Annotated in this window: 3 protein-coding genes; 2 read left to right on the forward strand and 1 reads right to left on the reverse strand. The window is 56.0% G+C overall.

What is annotated here, in order from left to right; translation table 11 throughout:
- Both DBR12_RS22670 and DBR12_RS23555 read left to right on the forward strand, forming a co-directional pair.
- On the forward strand, positions 1 to 282 hold a 282-nt coding region (locus DBR12_RS22670; protein ID WP_233244369.1), incomplete at its 5' end, for a hypothetical protein.
- Positions 234 to 338, forward strand: a complete 105-nt coding sequence (locus tag DBR12_RS23555) for a hypothetical protein (protein WP_366146000.1) — start codon at positions 234 to 236, stop codon at positions 336 to 338. The genes DBR12_RS22670 and DBR12_RS23555, both read left to right, overlap by 49 nt.
- Positions 339 to 1,062: 724 nt before the next feature.
- Here DBR12_RS23555 and DBR12_RS08910 read toward each other — a convergent pair.
- Positions 1,063 to 1,401, reverse strand: a complete 339-nt coding sequence (locus DBR12_RS08910) for a DDE-type integrase/transposase/recombinase (protein ID WP_158274988.1) — start codon at positions 1,399 to 1,401, stop codon at positions 1,063 to 1,065.
- Positions 1,402 to 1,629: the final 228 nt, after the last annotated feature.

Raw genomic sequence — 1,629 nt, forward strand, 5'->3', positions numbered from 1 at the left:
AGCTACCTGCAGTCCCAAGCCACCACCACGCGTGGCGGCACGACTGCCACCAGCAATACCTGGCGGGATGCCAATGGCTTCATCAGCAACATCACCGAAAACAATGCCGACGGCAGCGCCAGCCCCAAGAGTCTGCAAGATTGGCTGGCCCTGTGCCCCACGCGTGAGCAGGCTTTGTATCAGCGCACCACGACTCGCAAATCAGCCTGTCAGAGATTGCCCGGCAGTTGGGGCTGTCCGTGTCCCGCATCAGCAGGATTGTGTCGGGACAGAGGGCTTTGAGGGAGAGTGCGCAGCTGGATGAAATGAGGCCAGGGGAGGCAAAAGGCAAGACCTGACCCTATTCATAGGTGCTATTCATAGGGATAGGCGAGCGCAGAGCATCCGTGATCAGCTCAACAACCTCGGAATTAAGGACCTGAACGCGGCGGACAACGGTGTGTTCCTGCCGCAGGTACCAGGCAGTACGGCGCCTGGAGCCTATCACCCGAAATTGAATAATGACGACTACCACGATCAGCTTCGCCGCGACTTCCGCGGTATTACTTCAAAGCCGGATGCCTTGGATGTTCTAGATCGAATCCGAGGTCAGCTGCTTAATGGCACCTATCCCGGCTCAAAACCAGTCCCCCCGAAACGATGATGCAGCTATACGATTTAACTTGCGACCTCAATTCCTTTGCCTCATTCCTATTGAAGACTCGGGATTCCGCAGCCTGGGGTAATGGGTGGTTCGAAGGCACTATCCGCGGCAATAGTTATCCACTTGTGTCTGGCGAAAGAAACCGAGAGGAGAGTGATGTAATCCGCTCAGAGGTATTGCCGGATTTCACTCACTTTGATTTGAGCCCTATTCCTACCTTCTCCGCCCATGCTAGGGAGGTTCTGGACGACCTGCTCACCCCTCACGGCGAGTTCGCGGTCATCGAACTGAATGAGCCTATGCGCTACTTCGCGTTCAACGCGACAACTATGGTAGACGTGTTGGACGAGGCGCGTTCCGAAATTGCTCGGTTCAGAAGCGGCGGGGTAATGGCCGTAGACAAACACGTCCTATTGGACTCAGTCACTGCACTGCCGCCGATCTTCAAGATTCCACAGACTCGGCGTAACACCACCTACGTAAATGAAACGTTCGTAGAGCGCGTACAAGCAAGTGGGCTGAAGGGTTTTCGATTTGAGCTGCTGTTTGAGCGCTGAAAGCAGCGGCTTCAAGGTGCCAAACAGCCGCTCGATACGCCCGTTCTGCCAAGGGCTGCCCAGATCAATACGCTGGCGTTTGATCCCAGCAATCTTGAAGAACGAGGCCCACAACCGGCTGGTGAACATGGCCTCGTTGTCGGTGCGCACCGCATCGGGCATGCCTTGTTCGGCGCAAGCCGCACAAAACTCGGACAGCAAAGTCCAAGTGCATTTGCGCGAGAGAACCTTGCTCCCCCCAGCATCAAGCCCGATGCCTAAATTCCGATAAAAATCGCCCCCCACCGCTCGTCCATCAAGCGCTAGCAGCTATCAATTTCATATCAAGGGTGCTACGACCCCGCAGGCAACCTCAAGGGCTACCAGCAAATCAGTGATGGCTCCGCCGCCACCACCCGCTACCAGTACGCCGCACAAAACGGCAGCTAC

It is taken from the genome of Acidovorax sp. HMWF029 (assembly GCF_003060895.1).
GTDB lineage: Bacteria > Pseudomonadota > Gammaproteobacteria > Burkholderiales > Burkholderiaceae_C > Acidovorax.